The sequence below is a fragment of the Methanoculleus taiwanensis genome (assembly GCF_004102725.1).
GTDB lineage: Archaea > Halobacteriota > Methanomicrobia > Methanomicrobiales > Methanoculleaceae > Methanoculleus_A > Methanoculleus_A taiwanensis.
Window position 1 is genome coordinate 277401 of the sequence record NZ_LHQS01000001.1, and the last position, 17812, is coordinate 295212.

At 61.7% G+C, this 17812-nt stretch carries 19 protein-coding genes; 11 read left to right on the forward strand and 8 right to left on the reverse strand.

The genetic code is table 11. From position 1 onward, the window contains the following. Window positions 1-3 precede the first annotated feature (3 nt). The gene (locus tag ABH15_RS01445; RefSeq protein WP_128692586.1) at window positions 4-315 is read right to left on the reverse strand and encodes a YunC family protein; all 312 of its coding nucleotides are present in this window, start codon (window positions 313-315) and stop codon (window positions 4-6) included. Window positions 316-444: 129 nt separating this feature from the next. Here ABH15_RS01445 and cofH point away from each other — a divergent pair, with 129 nt between their 5' ends. Both cofH and ABH15_RS01455 read left to right on the forward strand, forming a co-directional pair. Then, window positions 445-1530, forward strand: a complete 1086-nt coding sequence (cofH, locus tag ABH15_RS01450; protein ID WP_128692587.1) for a 5-amino-6-(D-ribitylamino)uracil--L-tyrosine 4-hydroxyphenyl transferase CofH — start codon at window positions 445-447, stop codon at window positions 1528-1530. A 338-nt stretch (window positions 1531-1868) separates the two neighbouring features. Then, window positions 1869-2027, forward strand: a complete 159-nt coding sequence (locus ABH15_RS01455) for a DUF1328 domain-containing protein (protein WP_128692588.1) — start codon at window positions 1869-1871, stop codon at window positions 2025-2027. 115 nt (window positions 2028-2142) lie between these two features. Here the strand turns inward: ABH15_RS01455 and ABH15_RS01460 are convergent, their stop codons facing one another. From ABH15_RS01460 to ABH15_RS01470, 3 genes are read right to left on the reverse strand one after another with little or no spacing between them, the layout of a single operon-like run. Then, window positions 2143-2694 carry a flavodoxin family protein gene (locus tag ABH15_RS01460; protein WP_128692589.1) on the reverse strand — a complete coding sequence of 184 codons (552 nt, stop codon included), beginning with the start codon at window positions 2692-2694 and terminating at the stop codon, window positions 2143-2145. 12 nt (window positions 2695-2706) lie between these two features. Next, the gene (locus ABH15_RS01465) at window positions 2707-3147 is read right to left on the reverse strand and encodes a GIY-YIG nuclease family protein (protein ID WP_128692590.1); all 441 of its coding nucleotides are present in this window, start codon (window positions 3145-3147) and stop codon (window positions 2707-2709) included. Further along, window positions 3140-3739 (reverse strand): MBL fold metallo-hydrolase, encoded by a 600-nt coding sequence (locus ABH15_RS01470; RefSeq protein WP_128693212.1) that lies wholly within the window; start codon window positions 3737-3739, stop codon window positions 3140-3142. Before ABH15_RS01470 ends, ABH15_RS01465 begins: the two co-directional genes overlap by 8 nt. A 25-nt stretch (window positions 3740-3764) precedes the next feature. Here ABH15_RS01470 and thiC point away from each other — a divergent pair, with 25 nt between their 5' ends. After that, window positions 3765-5045 carry a phosphomethylpyrimidine synthase ThiC gene (thiC, locus tag ABH15_RS01475; protein WP_128692591.1) on the forward strand — a complete coding sequence of 427 codons (1281 nt, stop codon included), beginning with the start codon at window positions 3765-3767 and terminating at the stop codon, window positions 5043-5045. On the opposite strand, the gene ABH15_RS01480 is transcribed toward thiC, so the two are convergent. The 3 genes from ABH15_RS01480 to purE all read right to left on the reverse strand — a co-directional run bounded on the left by ABH15_RS01480 (window position 5042) and on the right by purE (window position 7344). Continuing rightward, window positions 5042-5713: a V-type ATP synthase subunit D gene (locus ABH15_RS01480; protein ID WP_128692592.1), complete on the reverse strand. Its 672-nt coding sequence runs from the start codon at window positions 5711-5713 to the stop codon at window positions 5042-5044. The genes thiC and ABH15_RS01480 overlap by 4 nt on opposite strands. 43 nt (window positions 5714-5756) lie before the next feature. Then, window positions 5757-6878 (reverse strand): V-type ATP synthase subunit C, encoded by a 1122-nt coding sequence (locus ABH15_RS01485; protein WP_277749814.1) that lies wholly within the window; start codon window positions 6876-6878, stop codon window positions 5757-5759. A 70-nt stretch (window positions 6879-6948) separates the two neighbouring features. Further along, window positions 6949-7344: a 5-(carboxyamino)imidazole ribonucleotide mutase gene (gene purE, locus ABH15_RS01490; protein ID WP_128692594.1), complete on the reverse strand. Its 396-nt coding sequence runs from the start codon at window positions 7342-7344 to the stop codon at window positions 6949-6951. A gap of 158 nt (window positions 7345-7502) precedes the next feature. Between purE and ABH15_RS01495 the strand changes: the two genes are divergently transcribed. The 4 genes from ABH15_RS01495 to ABH15_RS01510 are packed head-to-tail and all read left to right on the forward strand — an operon-like array spanning window position 7503 to window position 10683. After that, window positions 7503-8630 carry a pyridoxal-phosphate-dependent aminotransferase family protein gene (locus ABH15_RS01495; protein ID WP_128692595.1) on the forward strand — a complete coding sequence of 376 codons (1128 nt, stop codon included), beginning with the start codon at window positions 7503-7505 and terminating at the stop codon, window positions 8628-8630. After that, the gene (gene ribC, locus ABH15_RS01500) at window positions 8627-9088 is read left to right on the forward strand and encodes a riboflavin synthase (RefSeq protein ID WP_128692596.1); all 462 of its coding nucleotides are present in this window, start codon (window positions 8627-8629) and stop codon (window positions 9086-9088) included. Before ABH15_RS01495 ends, ribC begins: the two co-directional genes overlap by 4 nt. 60 nt (window positions 9089-9148) lie before the next feature. Next, on the forward strand, window positions 9149-9556 hold the full coding sequence (gene ribH / locus ABH15_RS01505) for a 6,7-dimethyl-8-ribityllumazine synthase (protein WP_128692597.1): 408 nt from the start codon (window positions 9149-9151) through the stop codon (window positions 9554-9556). Further along, window positions 9553-10683, forward strand: coding sequence for a pyridoxal phosphate-dependent aminotransferase (locus ABH15_RS01510; protein ID WP_128692598.1), 1131 nt, complete (start codon window positions 9553-9555; stop codon window positions 10681-10683). Before ribH ends, ABH15_RS01510 begins: the two co-directional genes overlap by 4 nt. A gap of 19 nt (window positions 10684-10702) precedes the next feature. Here ABH15_RS01510 and ABH15_RS01515 read toward each other — a convergent pair whose 3' ends face one another. Then, window positions 10703-12361: a tetratricopeptide repeat protein gene (locus ABH15_RS01515; protein ID WP_128692599.1), complete on the reverse strand. Its 1659-nt coding sequence runs from the start codon at window positions 12359-12361 to the stop codon at window positions 10703-10705. Window positions 12362-12594: 233 nt separating this feature from the next. Between ABH15_RS01515 and radC the strand changes: the two genes are divergently transcribed. From radC to ABH15_RS01535, 4 genes are all read left to right on the forward strand, one after another. Then, on the forward strand, window positions 12595-13260 hold the full coding sequence (radC, locus tag ABH15_RS01520) for a RadC family protein (protein ID WP_128692600.1): 666 nt from the start codon (window positions 12595-12597) through the stop codon (window positions 13258-13260). A gap of 366 nt (window positions 13261-13626) precedes the next feature. Beyond that, complete coding sequence (locus tag ABH15_RS13920) at window positions 13627-16704, forward strand: PAS domain-containing protein (RefSeq protein ID WP_128692601.1); 3078 nt, start codon at window positions 13627-13629, stop codon at window positions 16702-16704. Between the two features lie 38 nt (window positions 16705-16742). Further along, window positions 16743-17231 (forward strand): HEAT repeat domain-containing protein, encoded by a 489-nt coding sequence (locus ABH15_RS01530; RefSeq protein ID WP_128692602.1) that lies wholly within the window; start codon window positions 16743-16745, stop codon window positions 17229-17231. Window positions 17232-17242: 11 nt separating this feature from the next. After that, entirely contained in the window at window positions 17243-17581 is a 339-nt protein-coding gene (locus tag ABH15_RS01535) for a DUF2703 domain-containing protein (RefSeq protein WP_128692603.1), read from the forward strand. Window positions 17582-17812: the final 231 nt, after the last annotated feature.

Here is a 17812-nt window from a genome sequence, read left to right on the forward strand (position 1 = left end):
CGCTTACATTCTGTTCAGGGCCTCTCTGCCGCTCATGCCAACCTCGACACGGTGCTGGACCGCATGCAGGTTGGCCGCCTTGACCTCACCGTCGAGGAGGTCGTCGATGCTCTCAATCGCCATCCCTTCTCCGGCGTGCACGACCGCTGCGGGAACCCCGAGATTCTCGATCGCTTCGATATCGAACCCCACCGTCCCGATCATCCCGGTCTCGGTGACGACCGCCATCAGTTTTACTGACCCTATCGGGATGACGTAGCTGTACGCGTCTTTATAGGCGAGCCTGATACGCTCGTGCATCATCTCCTGCTGCATGATCTCCGGGGTGGGTATCCACGGTAATAAGTCTTATGCCCCGCCCGGTCCGAGGTGTCCCGGCAGCATCCTTATGAGATCTCCGGCCAACTCTGATGCGACCACACCCGTGTGGCAGGCACCACTACCATGAGACCTGTTTCGACGATCCTCGACGACGTCCTCGCCGGCCACCGTCTGACCGAGGAGGAGGCAGCAGTCCTGATGAAGGTTCGGGGCAGGGACGTCTTTGCGATAGCGGCGGCAGCGGATACGCTCCGGGAACGGATCGCCGGAGATCCGATCACGTACGTCCGGAACCAGAACATCAACGTCACGAACCTCTGCGTCAACAGGTGCGGGTTCTGCGGTTTTTCAAAGAAGCCCGGTGACGAAGGGGTGTATAATTTCGGAGGAGAGGTCGTTCGGGCAAAGGCGGCGCAGGCGCGTGAACGGGACGTGACCGAAATCTGCACGGTGAGCGGCCTCGCCCCTGACTTCTCCGCGCAATCCTATATCGATATCATCGGCTGGATCCGGGAAGGTGCTCCCGGCGTTCACATTCACGCAAGCAACCCGATGGAGGTTGCCTACGCTGCGGAGAAGAGCGGCATCTCCACGGAGGAAGTGCTGCGGGAGCTACAGAAGGCGGGTCTCGGGACGCTCTGCGGGACGGCGGCGGAGATCCTCGTCGACGAGGTGCGGCAGGTGATCTGCCCGGGAAAGATTGATACAAAGACCTGGATAAGGATCGTGAAGGAGGCGCACGCACTCGGCATCCGTTCGACCGCGACGATCATGTACGGCCATATCGAGACCGTGGAAGATAGCGTCCGGCATCTCGCGATCCTCCGGGAGATACAGGACGAGACGGGAGGGTTCACCGAATTTGTCCCGCTTTCCTTCATCCATATGAACACCCCCATCTACCGGGCGGGGCTCGCCCGCCCCGGCGCTACGGGCAGGGAAGACCTCCTGATGTACGCGGTTTCCCGGCTCTTTCTCGATAATATCAGGAACATCCAGGTCTCCTGGGTGAAACTCGGGGTCAAGTTCTCTCAGCTCATGCTCCTTGCCGGCGCAAACGACCTTGGCGGTACGATGTTCGAGGAGAGCATTTCGAAAGGCGCCGGGGCGCGGGACACCGACTATCTCGACCCCGGGGTGATGCAGCGGATGGCCGAAGACCTTGGACGGCCGCTCCTGCAGCGGACGACGCTCTACGAGCGGGTCTGACCGCTGCTTCAGGAGAGCCCCCGGGCGGCCTCGTTTGCTGACGACGCCCGCCGGATAGCCGAAGGCCTGCAGAGATGCAACGTTGAAAGCACCGCACCCGACAGGATTGGTTTCTTCAGGAGGGGTGCTGTATCCGATCCCCCCGGAGCGCTTAAGCGGGACAGTAAATGTTCTTCACCGCTCCTGGATGGTGACGGGATGAGCCTTCCCGACATGCCCGGATGGAACCGTTCGCCGAGGCATGCGGGATTTTTATAATCTCGAGAAAATTTAAATACCCCCTCCCCGATACAGGGAATTCTCATTCGGCAATACGCCGGGTAGGAAGGGGTGAAGAGATGGTAAACGGTTTACTTGGGCTTGCGATCCTGTTCTTTATTCTGGCACTGGTCTTCGCAGTGCTCGGTGCGCGGGGTATCGCGGGCATATCCATGTCGATAGCAAAGTGGCTGGTGATCATCTTCATTGTGCTTGCCATTATTGCGCTCTTGCTCTAGCTGCTGCCCGGTTCCGGGCAGCGAGGGTCAGGAGATCCGATCTTTTCTCTTTTTGGGCGGTATCCTTCGAGCGGGCGGCACAAAAAGACAGGGATCGATGGTGGGACGTTTATCGTCAGTCCGAGGGCTGAAGAAGATTGACAATGGTCCCTGCAACGTCCCGTGCTTTCTGCATCGCCCGCTCATCGCGCCTGATGTCGCCCGGAGCAGACCCCTTCCCGCAGACGTAGCCGAGGTATGCGAACTCGTGGGTGTTAAGGAATCCTTCGAGTGTCCCGAGCGCCCGCTCGCATCCCCGGTCTCCGCAGACGGTGACTGCAACGGCCTTTCTGCCGGCAAGCCGTCTGTCGTGGTAGAGGGAGTATGTCCGGTCGATGAAGTTCTTCAGCTGCCCGTTCACATCGTAGTAGTAGGTCGGCGACCCGAGCACCAGCACCTCGCACTCGAGGATCCGATCGACGATTGATGCCCAGTCATCGTCTTCGGTAGCGCACCACTTTGCCGTCCGGCAGACCTCGCACCCGGTACACGGTCGGATCTCCTTATCGGCAAGTGAGATGTACTCGGTCTCGATCCCCGCCTCTTTCACGCGATCGAGGATGACGTTGATGAGCTGTGCGGTATTCCCGTTCGCGCGCATGCTGCCTGAAATGCCGAGAACCTTCATATGTTATCCTTGTCACTCTCGTTCTTGATAGTTTTGATACCTGCATGCGAGGCCGAGAGCCCGGAACGCTGCGGTAACCTCCTCTGTCGGGTTTTCCGGCCGCCAGAAAAGGTGCGATCGGCATCGGCAGTCGCTGCAGCCGAATCCGGGGACCGGACACTCGCTGATAAGCCGGGCGAGATCGCACTCGACCCCCCGGCTGGTCGGGGCGGAGACGATGGCTGAGAGAGTAAAGCGGGGGTCGAGAAGCAGGTAATCGACGTGCCAGCGGGGCGATCGGTCACGCTCCCGGGAGAGGCGGACGTGCCGCTCCGCCCGGGCAAGGCCGCCGCTTCCGAGGGCCGACCCGACGTAGCAGTGCCAGCCTCCCGCAAACGGAACGGAGCCGAGGCTGCCGACCCGGATCTCCCCGGGGCGGTTCCTGAAGAGGAGGCAGTAGACCCCTTTATCCATAGGTCTTCATGAGCTCGCGGGCGGCGGCGATATGCCGCTCTCCGCCGCTCGTGACCGGTTCACCGTGCCCGGGGTAGAGGGCGTCGACGGGTAGGGCGGCGAGCCGCTCAAGGGATGCTGCAAGCGCGATCCGATCGCCGCCCGGGAAGTCATACCTGCCGAACGAGCCGCCGGTAAAGACGGTATCGCCCGAGAAGAGGATTCGTTTCTCCCGATCGTAGAGCGAAATGCACCCGGGCGTGTGCCCGGGCGTATGAATGACTTCGAGACTCCCGACCATCTCGCCGTTCGTGAGGGTGCGGTCCGGGACGATGCCCTTCGTTCGTGCCCCGAAGAGCATGGCGAGGCTCCGCGCATCCTCGAGGAGTCCCGGTGCGTCGAGTTCGTGGATGCAGAGCGTTGCGTTGCAGAGCCTGGCAATTTCGGCTGCATACGCGGTATGGTCGTAGTGGCAGTGCGTGAGGATGATCGTCTCGATCCGGTCCTTATACGCTTCGAGCGCCATCGGGGGGACGCCTGCATCGATGAGGATATTTCCGTATACAAATGAATTGGCAGCCTGTGCGCCGCTCGTTATCCACCGGACTGGCATGTACACTAATAAGGATTCCAGACAAATGTTTCTTATGCATACCCTGATCACAGCCTGCCTGAACGGAGTCCCCCCCGAGGTCGAGGCTATCGCGCGAGATGAAGGGCTGAATCCTCATCACGCGGCGAAAGCGGTCGCCCGCGGCCGTATCGTGATTCCGGCGAACCCCCGGCGGCCGCACCGGCTCTGTGCCATCGGCGAGGGGTGCCGGGTACGGGTCAACGTCAACGTCGGGACGTCCGCCAACCTCTGCGACCCTGACCTCGAGGTCGCGAAAGGCAGGGCGGCACTGGCTCAGGGCGCCGACGCCCTCATGGACCTCTCCACCGCTGGCGACCTTGAGGAGATCAGAAAGCAGCTCCTCACGCTCGACGCCCCGCTTGGAACGGTGCCGATCTACGAGGCCGTCCGCCGCGCCGGCAGTGCCGCCGATATCGATGCAGACACCCTTTTCTCGGTCATCCGGGATCACTGCCGGCAGGGTGTCGATTTCCTGACGCTCCACTGCGGGGTGAACCGCGAGGCGTTTGATGCGCTGAAGCTCGATCCCCGGGTTATGGGCGTTGTCAGCCGCGGCGGCGCGTTTCACGTCGCCATGATGGCGGCGACGGGTGAAGAGAATCCGCTCTACGCGGAGTACGACTACCTGCTCGAGATCCTGGCGGAGTACGACGTCGTCATCAGCCTCGGGGACGGCATGCGGCCGGGCGCCTTCGTCGATGCGACGAGGCTTGCCAAAGCGACGGAGTATCTCACGCTCGGCCGCCTCGCTCGCCGGGCGCTCTCTGCCGGCGTCCAGCGGATGATCGAAGGACCCGGCCATATCCCGGTCGATCAGATCGGCTACAACGTCCAGATGCTCAAAGAATTGACCGAAGGCGCGCCTCTCTACCTCCTCGGCCCACTCGTCACCGATCTCGCCCCCGGTTACGACCACGTGGTCGCGGCGATCGGCGGCGCCGTCGCCTGCCAGAATGGGGCGGACTTCCTCTGCATGGTCTCACCGAGCGAACACCTTGCGCTCCCACGCCTCGAGGATATCGAAGAGGGCACTCGCGTCGCCCGGATCGCCGCCCACGTCGGCGACCTGCTCCGGAACAATACGGCCAGCCGGAACCGGGAGTACCGGATGGCGGAAGCACGGCGGAGCCTCGACTGGGACGCACAGTTCGAAGCAGCGCTCTTCGGCGACGTCGCCCGGAAGATCCACGAACGCGACGGCGATCTTGACACCTGCTCGATGTGCGGCGATCTCTGCGCCGTCAAGATGGTGCGGGATATTCTCACCCCGCCGTCGGACGACTAACGGAGACCGGAGAGGAGATCTTCTCCCTTCTCTGCCGCCCGTCTGGCTTTTATCTTCTTGATCCGCAGAAGCCGTGTCCGCTCCTCCCGCTCCAGTTCGTCCCGCCGGAGTTCTATGGCTCTCCGCTTTTCGATGAGATCGGGGAGTACCTTGTATTCGAGTGCGTTCACGCGCCGGCGCATCCGTTCTATCTCGACGACGAGTCTCGTGACGCTGCCCTCCGCCTCGGCAGTCGCGAGGATCTGCTCGATGAGGTCTTCGAAGGCATCGGCTGCATCGTCGATGACCGAGGCAGTGCCGAGAAGCCCGTACCCCCGCTCGTCAAGGGTCTTGTGGATATTCTCGCCCTCGAGCTCGGGGAGGATCACGCCGAAGACGTTCTGCCGGGTAAGGCTGATCGTCGGGTACTCCTCAACCGAGAACGCGGCGAGCATCACCCCGGTCACCCCCTCCATCATCGTCGCCGCCGCGATCTCATCCCGCGCTTCGCGGTACCGCTCTTCAAGAGCCTCGCGGCGCAGTCTGGCCTCGCCCGCCCGCCGCGAGAGCTCGAGGATCAGGCCGTCGAGTTTCCGTTTCAGGACGGTGTGCGCCCGGTCGGCGAGCGCTATCTGCCGGCGGGTGGCAAGCAGTTCGGCGCGTGTCGCCCGGACATCCCTTATCGGCATCGCCTCTCTCCTTCCATCCGCATCATCCCCCCTGTGCCGTCGGTCACAGCACCAGGTACCTCCGTATCCGCTCGGGAGGGAGATCGAACTCTTTGCCGCGGGCGATGGCACGGAGGTTGCCGACCTCGTAGCGCTTGTGCTCGAGGTACGAGAGGATCGGGAGCGCCGAGAAGGCGTGCCGTCGTGCCATTCTGTCCATGCGGTGGAGCCGTACCCGGGTTATGGCAACCTCGATCTCGTGACCGGCACGCCGCCGTGCATGCCACCGCTCCCAGACCCGCTGCGCCGCCGCCTCCTGGTCGAGTGATTCGTCCCCGCGGACCTCCCGGAGCGCACGGGTGAGGATGGGGAGGATGTCGGTCTGTTTAAAGGCATTGATGAACTCTTCGCGCCTCTCCATACCGTACATTCGCTGGAAGACCTCGATCGGGGTCTCGCCACCCGGGATCATGCTCCTCTGGACTGTCCGTATGTCGCAGGCACCCTTCCCGCAGCGAAGCCGCATGAGGTTCTTCATGTTGGTGATATCGATCTCGAACCGGAGGTAGCGGGTGACGACGTCGCCTCCCCGGACGCCGTGCCTGATATCGGCGAGGAGATCGGCGTAGTACTGTTTGTAGAGCTCGTTCTCGAGCCTGGCGAGGGCACCCTTCTCCTCGCAGGATCGGTAGTGCTCGGCGATAACCGGCGCGAGTACCCAGCTTTCGAGTTCCTCCGCCACCCGGTCGCACGTCGGGAGGGTGAGGAGATGCTCGATATGTGCAGGCGGGATCTCCCCTGCAGGAACGATGTACTCCTGTATCTGCTCCCGTGGAATATCATGTTCGATCCCCCGGAAGATCGCCATGACGTTTGAGATATCCCACCGGTTCAGGTACCGCGAGACGAGCGTGTGAAGGTCACCCTGGCTGATCTGGAGCGCACTCTGAAAAGTGCGTGCCAGATTCCGGTTGAGGGCAGCCTCGATGAGATCGGTGCCGGAGAGGGTCCGTGCGAGCAGGGTGATCTCCTCGCCGTAATCCCCCTTGCTGAGAAAATGAGCGATCTCGGGAATGCTCCGGTTGAGGAACCGCGTATACTCCTCCCGGGGGTAGAGCAGGGTTTTGCGCACCCTGAATCTGGTGCAGACATAAATACACCCTGAACTCGGAAAGCCAACCGTCACTATCCCCGTCTCCTCCCTGGCTGCGTCTGCCGCGGCATCCCGCCGCGTTCAGGCCTTCCATCCGCAGGGGTTACTTCTCGTCCGCGAGCGCGAGTATCCGTGCCGCGAGGTGAGCGGCATTCTCACCATTATCAACGCCGACACACGCAACCGGGACGCCTTTTGGCATCTGGACAATGGAGAGGAGTGCGTCAAACCCCATTAAGGTACCGCTCACCGGGACACCGATCACCGGCCGGGGTGTCTTCGACGCGACCACGCCGGGAAGCGCTGCAGAGAGCCCCGCAATAGCGATGAAGACTCTGGCGGGGCTCGACCGGATATACTCGTCGAGGCGGTCGGGGTCGCGGTGGGCGGAGATCACCTGATAGTCGTAGGAGATCTGCTTCTCCTGCAGAACTGCAAAGGCCTTCTCTGCGATAGCCCGGTCGGATGCAGACCCACAAAGTACTGCTACGTCAGCCATATGGTTCATGCATATCCGTTGATGGGTCATTAACACTGCTCTTTGTCACCGCCCGCCGTACCCCGGGCAAGGGGGTAAGGATGACCTTGATATGAAACAAGATCAAATTAGGTAACCTGAAGAGCTCCGGAAAAATCGTATCTATGGACTGATCTGCAATGGAACACGAACCACTTCTGATGATCCCCGGCCCCGTGCCCATTCCACAGCGTGTACGCTCTGCAATGGTGCAGCAGGCCATCAACCACCGCGGCCCCGAGTTCGGCGCCGCCTATGCCGATATCGTGCGGGTCTTAAAGCCCCTCTTTGGAACGGAGAACGAGATTTACGTGATCAGCGGCTCCGGTACCGCCGGGATGGAGGCGGCCGTCGCGAACTTCGGCAAGGATAAAAAGATAGTCTCCCTGGTGAACGGGAAGTTCGGTGAACGCCTCCAGAAGATTGGAGAGCGTTACGGCAGCGTCACCGCTCTGGGCTCCGAGTGGGGCACGCCGCTTGATCTCCCCGGCCTCGAAGCGGCGCTCGAGGAGGGCGCGGAGGTTGTCACGATGGTGCATAACGAGACGAGCACTGGCATCAGGAACCCCGCCGAACAGGTCGGAGCGCTCGCAAAGAAGCACGGAGCCCTCTTTATCATGGACGGTGTCACCTCTATCGGCGGCGATATGGTCGAAGCCGACCGCTGGGGCGTCGACGTTGCTATCGTCGGCTCCCAGAAGTGCCTCGCGGCTCCCGCCGGTCTCGCCGCAGTCTCGGTCAGCCAGAGGGCCTGGGATATGATTGCCGAGAACCGCCCGTTCTACCTCGACCTTGCCGCCTACCGCAAGAGCGGCAGCGGCACCCCGATGGAGACGCCCTATACCCCCGCCGTCCCGCTCTTCCTCGCTCTTCGCGAGGCCTGCCGGATCATCGACGAGGAGGGCGTCGAGCAGCGGTTCGCCCGCCACAGAAGGATGGCCGATGCCGTCCGGGCGGCGGCGGGAGCCTGGGGTATCGAGCTCTTCCCGGTCGTGGACGAGTATCATGCCTACTCGAACACCGCGACGGCCATGAAGATCCCGGCAGGGATTACCGATAAGGACCTGCGGGGAACCGTGAAGAAGATGGGGATCGAGATCGCCGGCGGTCAGGATCACCTGAAGGGCAGGATCTTCCGGATCGGTACGATGGGCGGCGTAGGCACGCCTGAGATCCTCGCGACCCTGGCGGCGGTGCAACATGCGCTCCGGAAGCACGGATTCGACGCCGGCGACGGGGTCGAGGCGGCTGCCGGGGTGCTGGGATGAAGATCGGGATCGCCGATACGACCTTCGCGAGAGTCAATATGGGCAGGGTAGCCATCGACGAGATACGGCGCCACGCCAGCGTCGGGATCGAGCGCTCCACCGTACCGGGGATCAAGGATCTCCCGGTCGCCTGCAAGAAACTTATCGAGGAGCGGGGCTGCGATATCGTCATGGCGCTCGGGATGCCCGGCGGCGTCGAGAAAGACCGGATGTGCGCCCATGAAGCATCGCAGGGTCTGATCCTTGCCCAGCTGATGACCAACCGGCATATCATCGAGGTCTTTGTCCACGCCGACGAAGCGAAGGATGATCAGGAGCTCGCATGGCTGCTCGAGCAGCGCACCCGCGAGCATGCCCTTAACGCCGTCAAGCTCGCGCTTTACCCGAAGGAGCTTGAAAAAGCCGCCGGAACCGGGCAGCGGCAGGGATTCCCCGACGTCGGCCCCGCCCGGCAGTAGCGCAGAAACGAGAAGGATATCAGCAATAAGATGCCAAACGATACCAGAGGAAGATAGAGCATGACCATCAAACTGGGTTTAGTGGTGGCGGAGTTCAACCGGGACATCACCTACATGATGGAGATTGAAGCCCGGGAACACGCCGAGTTTTTGGGTGCGAAGGTAACGGAGACGATCTACGTCCCGGGTGCCTACGATATGCCGCTTGCGATCAAGAAGATACTCACGAAGGGTGATGTCGACGCTGTGGTCACCATCGGGTGCGTCATCGAGGGCGCCACCCAGCACGATGAGATCGTCGTGCAGCATGCGGCGCGAAAGATCATCGACCTCTCGCTTGAGTTCGGCAAGCCCGTCGCGCTTGGTATATCCGGGCCGGGGATGACCCGCCTCGAGGCGACCGAGCGGATCGACTATGCCAAGCGTGCCGTTGAATCTGCCGTGAAGATGGTTCAGCGATTGCAATGAGGAGGCTCTCGGAGAAGGTTGCCGGCATTGCGCCGTCCGCCACGATCGAGATCTCGAACGCGGCGAAAAGGATGGTGCAGGAGGGCATCGACGTGATCAGTCTCAGTATCGGCGAGCCCGATTTCGATACCCCGAAGCATATCACGGATGCCTGTATCGACGCCCTGCGCCGGGGGGAGACGCACTACGCTCCAAGTCAGGGTATTCCCGAGCTGACGGCGGCGATCGCGGAGAAGATCACGAGCGAGAACGGCTTTTCCGCTTCGCCCGACCAGGTGATCGTCACCTGCGGGGCGAAGGATGCTATCTACGAGGCGATGGAGGCGGTGGTCAATCCCGGTGACGAAGTGCTCATTCTCGATCCTGCGTGGGTCTCCTACGAACCCTGCGTCCAGCTCGCAGGAGGGACGACGCGGCACCACGCCGTCGACCAGGAGACCTTCCAGCTCGATGACTCTCTCCTCGAGGCGGTGAACGGGAACACCCGCATGATCGTGGTGAACTCCCCCTCGAACCCTTCGGGAGCAGTGCTCGACGAGCGCTCCCTGCAGCTCGTCGCCGATATCTGCACAGACCACGACATCGTCGCGCTCTCCGACGAGATATATGAAAAACTCGTCTACGATAAAGAGCATATCTCGCTCGCCGGCCTCGGCGATATGGCGGAGCGGACGATCACGATCAACGGCTTTTCGAAGGCCTACGCCATGACCGGGTGGCGGATAGGGTATGCCGTCGCCCCTGAGCGGATCATCCGCCAGATGAACAAGGTGCAGCAGCATACCATCTCGCATCCGGCCACGTTTGCGATGTTCGGAGCCGTGGCGGCGCTTACCGGAGATCAATGCTGCGTCGAGGAGATGCGGCGCGAGTTTCTGCAGCGGCGCGATTATGTCATCGCGGCCCTGCATGGGATGGGGTATCGGACGGCTCCTGCGGATGGAGCGTTCTATGCCTACGTGAAGGTGGAGGGCGACGACATGGAGATCGCCCGCCGATGGCTTCGGGAAGCGCATGTTGCGGTCACGCCGGGCTCCGCGTTCGGGACACCGGGCTGGGAACGGCTTTCCTATGCGACGTCGACGGCAAATCTCAAAGAAGCGATGTACCGGATCAGCACGGTCTGATCCGGCTCTCTCTGTTTTATTACTCCTGCAATGAAGGAGCGGAGCTCAGACGTTCAAAGCACCGGTCGGCCTCCCCTATCCTGCCGAGGTGCATGAGCGCGAGGCCCTTCACCCCGATCAGGAAGAGATTGTCGGGGTCGCGTGTGAGCGATCGCGTATAACACTCGACGGCAGGCTCGTACCGCCGGAGTGTCATCAGCGTGTTGCCCCGGGCGGCGAGGGCATCTGCATGCCCTCTGTCCAGAGCCAGTGCACGCCCGAAGCTCGCGATCGCCTCGTCATACCGCCCGAGGATGTGCAGCACGAGTCCTCTCCGGTACCACGCATCCACATTCTCCGGGTTTCCGTCGAGCTCCCGGTCATAGCATGCGAGCGCCTCGTCGTACCGCTCCGTGATGCAGAGAAGATCGGCTCTGTTCTTCCGCACGCCGGGGCTCTCCGGGTTCATCTCGAGTGCCTGTTCGTAGCATGCGAGCGCCTCGTCGAAACGTCCGAGGTGGCAGAGGGCGTTTCCGCGGTTGTTCCATGCCGCGATGCATCCCGGATTGAGAACAAGCCCCTCTGCGTAGGCGGCTGCCGCCTGGTCGTAGCGCCCGGTGCGGAGGAACGCTTCAGCCATAGAGAGCAGCGCTCCGGCGTGGTTCCGGTCTATCTTCAAGGCATGGTCGCAGCATGCGAGCGCCTCTTCGTAGCGTTTCAGACGAAGCAGAGCCAGGCTTTTGTGATGCCAGATCTCGGGGTTCGCCTGATCGAGCTTCAGGGCGTGCTCGTAACTGCCGATTGCCCCGTTATACCGTTGCAGGCGTGCGAACGCGAGGCCGCGGTGATGCCAGGCGGCTGCGTGACCCGAATCGAGACGCAGAATGTGGTCGAAGCAGGCTATAGCCTCCTCGTCCCGCCCGAGGTGCCGGAGCACGAGTCCCTTGTGATACCATGCCCTGATGTCTTCCGGGTTGAGAGCGAGCGCCTGCTCGAGAGAGATTATCGCCTCGTCAGAGTACTGGAGGCGCTCTGCGGCGACTCCTCTGTTATACCAGGCGCCCGGATGGTCGGGCTGTATCCTCACGACCTGGTCGAAGCACCGGATCGCCGCCTCGTCCTGTTGCAGGATGAGGTGGAGTTTCCCTTTCCGGAACCACGCCTCCGTATGCTCCGGTTCGATCGTCGTCACTGCATCGAGACAGGCGACGGCATGGCTGTACTGTTTCATCAGGATAAGTGCCGAACCTTTCTCGAACCACGCCTCGACGGAGTCCGGCTGTATTCCGATCGCCCGGTCGAGCGAGAGGAGCGCATCCTCGTGGCGCATGAGACAGGTGAGCGCTCTCGCTCTGGCACACCAGGCGGGAGCGTCGTCGGGATTGTGCTTGAGCACCTGGTCATAGGCAGTTACCGCATCGGCGTAGTGCCGCTGCCGATGGAGGTGTTTGCCCCTGCCCCGCCACGCCTCTGTAAGATCCGGATCGATCTCAATCGCCCGATCGAACGAAACCCATGCGTCGTCACACCGGCCGAGACGCCCGAGCGCCGCTCCCCGGGCAGACCATGCCGCTGCATGCTCCGGGTCTATCCTGAGCGCCCTGTCGTAGCACCTGACCGCCTCCTCGTATCGCCCCTGGCCGGCATGCTCGAGACCTTTGCTCTGCCATGCATCGGCATCCCTCCGGGAGAAGACCATGAATAAGTGGAGACATAAGCTCAGGAGTATATATAAGTATCAGTATAGGGGCGCCCGCCGTATCTATCCATTTGGGTTCCTCTCCCCGTGGAGGGGGTGTATCTCTCGCCGGATGAATGTAGGCGCCCTTCGGAGCCCGGAAGTGCCCTTCCCGCTCCCGGTGCATTTGGTAACTTATACTACCCCCTGTGACAAAAACGACACTACGGAGGGGCATTTCTGCCTGGATAACCATGAAACGAATCCGCGAACTCCCCGATCTCGACCGCCCCCGCGAGAAGCTGGCAAAGAACGGGCCTGCAGTCCTTTCGGACACAGAGCTGGTGGCGGCGATCATCGGAAAGGGCACCCGGGGGCGGGATGTCTTTCTCGTCGCTTCCGAGATCGCCCGGCGCCTGCACGCGACGAATGCCGCTCTTTCATACGATGATCTGAAACGTATCAATGGCGTGGGATCGGCGAAGGCCTGCCAGATCGTGGCCTGTTTTGAGCTTGCCCGGCGGTATCTGGATGCCGATCCCCGGGGGCGGAGGATCGGATCCCCTGCAGATGTGCTTCCGCTGGTTGCCGACCTCGCGGAGAAACGCCAGGAGCATTTTATCTGCGTCACCCTCAATGGGGCCGGCGAAGTGATCTCCCGGCGAACTGTCACCGTCGGGTTGCTCAATCAGAGCCTGGTCCATCCTCGCGAGGTCTTTGCCGATGCCATTACCGACCGGGCAGCTTCGGTGATCCTGGTGCACAACCATCCTTCAGGCAGCCTCGAGCCGAGCCAGCAGGATATCGGCATCACCCGCCAGCTCGCCGAAGCCGGATCCATACTCGGCATCCGCGTTCTGGATCATCTCATCGTCTCGAGAAAGGGGTATGCGAGTTTGAAGGAACTCGGGCATCTCTGAAGCTTTACCGCCATCGGGCTACGGTATCGTGCAGGAATATATACCTTCGGTCAGGAGCACCGCCTGGGAACCGGGGGTTTCTGCAATAGTACGGGATCCATGCCTTCTGATGGAGAGAATCTCTCTTGTATACTGCCTCTTTTCTGAGAATCCTGTCTTGAAGAAGACTCTTTTGGTAGAATGGCTAAATTATATTGTCCACTAGATATAATCGATTTTATATCCGGCCGAACGATACGGTATCGCATCTGATCGGATGGTCGATAGATCTATAGGGAAGAGCCGGGTTTCCGGGGCGGCCACCCCGGTCATTCCGCGGGGGGAGAGAGGTATACGGCAGACAGGTATGGATCTGTTGAGAGGGCGATGAACGCACGGCCGCTCGAAGAGGAGATCGAATCCGTCCGAAGACGGTTGAACATGCTGAGCTGTGGTGCACATCCCGACCGGACAGAAGGAGATCTCGCGAAGAAGATCTCCGGCCTCTTTGAGGCACTGCTAGCGGAGCGGGAGGATCTGCTGGAGAAGAATGCCAGGCTCGCCCGTTCCCGGGATGCTGAGGAGGATATGCTGGCGCACTACCGCGATCTCTTCACTTCGGCTCCCGAAGCCTATATCGAGACGGATCCGTGTGGGACTATCACTGCGGCAAATGCTGCGGCAGAGGCGTTGTTTGGCTTTGCCGGAACTACGCCGGTCGGAAAGCCCCTCCTCCTCTATACTTCTCCGGAGAGCCGTAAAGCCCTCTTCTCTGCGATCGGCCGGCTACACGCAGGCGCTGAGAACCCGCCGTGGGAGGGAACGCTCCGGCCGCCGAACCAAAAGCCGGTGACCGTCGCCGGAACGGTCGGTGCGGCTTACGCTCCTGACGGGCGACTCTCGAGCCTCCGTTGGATTCTGCGTGAAACCACCGGAGAGCGGACGTCCTGCGAGGACGTCAGGGAAACCCTTGTTCTCCTTGAAGGGATCTTCGATAATATCGGTGATATCGTCGGGATCCAGACACCCGATCGGAGGGTCATCCGCTACAACAGAGCAGGCTACGAGAGCCTCGGCGTGAAACCCGAGGAAGCCATCGGCAGGAGGTGCTATGAGGTGATCGGGCGTTCCTCCCCCTGTCCGGTCTGTGCGAGTGCCAGGGTGCACGAGAGCGGGAAGACCGAGGTCGTCGAGAAGTACGTTCCCGAGCTTGGGCGGCACCTTGAATGCCGGGCAAGTCCTGTGCTGAACGAGGCGGGCGAGGTGACGATGATCATCGAGCAGCTCATCGATATCACCGACCGTGTCTCGGCGGCCGAGGCGCTCGAGCGGGTGAATGCCTACAACCGGAGCCTTATCGAGGCGAGTCCCGATCCGATGGCGGTCATCGACCCGGGCGGTATCATCACGGATCTGAATGCAGCGACGGAGCGGATCACCGGGAAGACCCGGGATGAGATTATCGGGACCGCGTTCGCCGCGTGTTTCACCGACCCCGAGCGTGCTCTGACCGGATTTGCGGCTGTTTTTGAGGCGGGGACAGTCCGGGATTACCCGCTTGAGCTTCTGCACCGGGATGGGCATACCACCCCCATCCTCTGCAACTCTTCGGTCTTCCGGAACGCAGGCGGCAGTATTGTCGGTGTCATTGCTGCTGCACGGGACGTCACCGAGCTTCGCCGGGCTGAAGAGGCCGTCAGGGAGAGCGAGCGGCGGTACCGGCACCTGATCGAGAACCTCAACGAGGGGATCTGGCAGACCGACCCGGAGGGTATCACGACGTACGTCAACCCGCAGATGGCGGCACTCCTCGGCTACACGTCTGAAGAGATGCACGGTATGCACCTCTTTACGTTCATGGACGAGGCCGGGATTGCACTGGCGCGTGCAGGACTTGATAGGAGAAGCCGGGGTATCCGGGACCAGCGCGAGTTCACCTTCCTCCGGAAGGATAAAAGCCGGGTGCGGACGCTTGTATCGGCGGCCCCGCTCATCGACGATGAGGGAGTCTACCGCGGTTCTATAGCGGCTGTCCTCGATGTTACCGAGCTGCACCGGGCGGAGAGGGCGCTCCGGGCGAGCGAAGAGCGGTACCGTTCCTTCGTGCAGAACCTCCAGGGAATTGCGTTCCACGGGACTCTCGATCTCCGACCGCTCTTTCTCCACGGGAGTGTTCTTGAGATCACCGGGTATACCGAGCGAGAGATCATCGGGGGCGTTAAACGCTGGGAGCTGCTGATCCACCCGGATGACCGCGAGCGGATGGAGGAGAGCACCCGGCAGCTCACTACGGCCCCGGGGCACATTTCGGACCGGGAGTACCGGATCATCAGGAAAGACGGTACGATCCGGTGGCTCCGGGAGCTCTCCCGGAATGTCCCCGACGAAGCGGGGCATCCAATCCGGATTGAAGGGATGCTCTACGACATCACGGCCCGGAAGGAGGCTGAAGAGGCGCTTCGGGAGAGCGAGAGGAAGTACCGCGAGATCACCCGGCGGAGCTTCGATATGATCTATACCTGCTACCACCGGGAGGGTATCACCTTCATCACCCCGGCGGTGGAGCGAGTCCTGGGCTACACACCTGAAGAGCTTGTCGGCACTATCTGCAGAGATTACGTCGCCCCCGAGAGCAGGCCGGTCTGGGAGAAGGCCTACCGGACGATCGCTGCCGGCATCCCGGTCGAGGGTATTCAGATCAGATTCCGGCGGAAGGACGGAACCTATGCGCTTGTCGAGCTGAACGAATCCCCTATCTTCCGGGACGGATTGGTCGTCGGCGTCCAGGCGGCCGGCAGGGATATTACCGAGCGTAAGAAGGCGGAAGAGGCTCTCCGGGCGAGCGAAGAGCGGTTCCGGAGCATCTTTGAAGAGTCTCCGATCGGCATCCAGGTCTACGACGCGGCGGGCAGGTTGCTCACCATCAACGATGCCTGCGTCGGCATATTCGGATTCTACGACTGCAATGGCCTGCAGGAGTTCAACCTCTTTGAAGACCCGAATCTGCCGGAGGCGGAGTTACTGCACCTGAAGGACGGCGAGGTTGTCCGGTGCAGGATAGCCTACGACTTTGAGGAGGTGAAGCGCCGGAACCTCTACGGTACGACGCGGTCGGGGTGCATCTTCCTCGATCTGCTGATCACGCCGATCAGCCCTGTGGAGAGGGGCGGAGCGCCGGAGAGCTATATGCTTCAGGTTCAGGACATCACCGAGCAGGTAAGGATGGAAGCCCTCAAACAGGAGGCGTATGAGCGGATCAATAAGAACATCGAGCAGTTTGCCATCCTCGGCGATCATGTCCGTCAGCCGCTTCAGGTGATCCTGGGGCTTGCGGAGCTGATCGACGACGATCGGACGGGGAAAATTATTGACGAGGTACGGAGAATCAACGGGATCATCAAACAGCTCGATCAGGGATGGGTCGAATCGCGGAAGGTCCGGGAGTTTCTGCAGAGAAATGAATAGAATTTATCAGACGGCGGAAATGCTGCCGGCGGTGCATAATGCGTGATCCGGAACGTCTCGAAAAAGCGCTGCATCACCCGGACTCCGAAGTCCGGTGGACGGCGGTCCTGCTGCTTGAAGAGGCGCATACCGACCGGGCGACCGAACTGCTTGCTGAGGCGCTAAAAGATGATTATCTCAGCATCCGCTGGCGTTCAGCCGTGGCGCTCGGAAATATCGGTGATCCCCGGGTAGTAGGGCCTCTTGTGGAGGCTCTTGAAGACGAGAGCAGGCACGTCCGGGAGGAGGCGGTGGTGAGCCTCGGGAAGATCGGCGATCCTCGGGCAGTTGACCCGCTCGTCCGGCGCCTGCAGGATCGGGCTCTCGCCGTCAGGATCGCGGCGGCACGGGCGCTGGTGACTATCGGGGAGCCCGCACGGCCGACGCTCGTCGATCTTTCGATGACGGGCGACGAACCGCTCCGGCTGGTTGCCGCCGAGATCCTGCAGGAGATGGAGGAGCGGAGGATCCGGCAGGCGGCCCGTTGAGGACGGTCGGTATGGAAGGCGAAGTCGTGATAGAATGGAGGCGGCCGGAACCTCCCCGGTCTCCTGAGAAGGCCAGGGCGTTCCGGGCGGTCCTCGAGGATCTCCGGAGGCGGCTCGAGGAGCGGGGCGTCGGGGTGGCGGTGACGGAGACACCGCTTTTCGGGGATGCCGCCGGGCAGGTGTTGATGAACGGCGTTCCCGTAGAAGATCTCGTCCCGGTGCAGGGGCGGGAGGAGGGTTGCAACGGATGTGTGGGCAGTGGTGCCGGATGTGGCCTGCCGGCATGCGAGGAACTGTCCGAATCCGTTCTTTGCCTCGCGGCGCTGCGGGCATCCGAGTTGAGGCGGTAAATCTCCGGCTGACGGCGGGAGCGCTCACCTCTTCAGGTACCCGGATGCCGTATACCTCGCGGTTGGACACAAAGGCGTACTTCCACTGCCGGACGAGATATTCGATCTGTTCTTCAAGCGTACCGGTGTTGCCCGAAACGGCCATCGCATCTTCCCATCTTGCTGGAATCGCTTTACATTCCTACAAAAATCTTCCGTTCCTCCGGTGCTCGGGAGCGCCTTCGGGCGAGG

Coding starts and splice junctions, on each gene's coding strand:
- ABH15_RS01445 (WP_128692586.1), bottom strand. CDS start 315: ATGCAGCAGGAGATGATGCACGAGCGTATCAGGCTCGCCTATAAAGAC.
- cofH (WP_128692587.1), top strand. CDS start 445: ATGAGACCTGTTTCGACGATCCTCGACGACGTCCTCGCCGGCCACCGT.
- ABH15_RS01455 (WP_128692588.1), top strand. CDS start 1,869: ATGGTAAACGGTTTACTTGGGCTTGCGATCCTGTTCTTTATTCTGGCA.
- ABH15_RS01460 (WP_128692589.1), bottom strand. CDS start 2,694: ATGAAGGTTCTCGGCATTTCAGGCAGCATGCGCGCGAACGGGAATACC.
- ABH15_RS01465 (WP_128692590.1), bottom strand. CDS start 3,147: ATGGATAAAGGGGTCTACTGCCTCCTCTTCAGGAACCGCCCCGGGGAG.
- ABH15_RS01470 (WP_128693212.1), bottom strand. CDS start 3,739: ATGCCAGTCCGGTGGATAACGAGCGGCGCACAGGCTGCCAATTCATTT.
- thiC (WP_128692591.1), top strand. CDS start 3,765: ATGTTTCTTATGCATACCCTGATCACAGCCTGCCTGAACGGAGTCCCC.
- ABH15_RS01480 (WP_128692592.1), bottom strand. CDS start 5,713: ATGCCGATAAGGGATGTCCGGGCGACACGCGCCGAACTGCTTGCCACC.
- purE (WP_128692594.1), bottom strand. CDS start 7,344: ATGGCTGACGTAGCAGTACTTTGTGGGTCTGCATCCGACCGGGCTATC.
- ABH15_RS01495 (WP_128692595.1), top strand. CDS start 7,503: ATGGAACACGAACCACTTCTGATGATCCCCGGCCCCGTGCCCATTCCA.
- ribC (WP_128692596.1), top strand. CDS start 8,627: ATGAAGATCGGGATCGCCGATACGACCTTCGCGAGAGTCAATATGGGC.
- ribH (WP_128692597.1), top strand. CDS start 9,149: ATGACCATCAAACTGGGTTTAGTGGTGGCGGAGTTCAACCGGGACATC.
- ABH15_RS01510 (WP_128692598.1), top strand. CDS start 9,553: ATGAGGAGGCTCTCGGAGAAGGTTGCCGGCATTGCGCCGTCCGCCACG.
- ABH15_RS01515 (WP_128692599.1), bottom strand. CDS start 12,361: ATGGTCTTCTCCCGGAGGGATGCCGATGCATGGCAGAGCAAAGGTCTC.
- radC (WP_128692600.1), top strand. CDS start 12,595: ATGAAACGAATCCGCGAACTCCCCGATCTCGACCGCCCCCGCGAGAAG.
- ABH15_RS13920 (WP_128692601.1), top strand. CDS start 13,627: ATGAACGCACGGCCGCTCGAAGAGGAGATCGAATCCGTCCGAAGACGG.
- ABH15_RS01530 (WP_128692602.1), top strand. CDS start 16,743: ATGCGTGATCCGGAACGTCTCGAAAAAGCGCTGCATCACCCGGACTCC.
- ABH15_RS01535 (WP_128692603.1), top strand. CDS start 17,243: ATGGAAGGCGAAGTCGTGATAGAATGGAGGCGGCCGGAACCTCCCCGG.